Source organism: Pantoea sp. USMM079, assembly GCF_037153115.1.
GTDB classification, from domain to species: Bacteria; Pseudomonadota; Gammaproteobacteria; order Enterobacterales; family Enterobacteriaceae; genus Pantoea; species Pantoea communis.
This window is the reverse complement of record NZ_JBBCKX010000072.1, coordinates 1-431: the sequence shown is the minus strand read 5'-3', so window position 1 is coordinate 431 and position 431 is coordinate 1. Positions and strand designations below refer to the sequence as shown.

The following is a 431-nucleotide window of genomic DNA, read 5'->3' as shown; positions in this document are numbered from 1 at the left end:
ACCTGGCATTACAAGCAATTGATCCCAGACGATTGGAAAATCAGCCCAAACCAGTAACTCCTGTCCATTACTATGGCCTGTCACATCAGAAACAATACGGGTTGTCAGCAGTGCATAATGTGTAATCCAGGTTAATCCTAATCCGGCCTCCAGTTCACCCTTTCTTTTATGCATTCCATTAAATCCAGCATCAGACGGATTAAGGTTAGAAAATCGATAACGCCCATAAGCAAAGAATGCGACATCGTCATTTTTATTAAAGTAGTAACGTGCCCTGTCTCCAAGAAACATCAGGTTGTCGCCAAAGTAGAGTGCACCGGGCACGATTAAATTATCATTACTGCTTTCATTATACCTTGCCTGGGAAGATATCGCTGCGCCACCTATTATTATTCCTTTAGGGATTGGACTTTTAGTCTGGTCATCAGACA

The 431-nt window shown here is 42.5% G+C and carries 1 protein-coding gene; it reads right to left on the bottom strand.

Annotation, left to right across the window (positions count from 1 at the left end; all coding sequences use genetic code 11):
- Positions 1-431: MipA/OmpV family protein (locus WFP70_RS26560; protein ID WP_337024909.1), on the bottom strand; the 431-nt coding region annotated here is incomplete at both ends.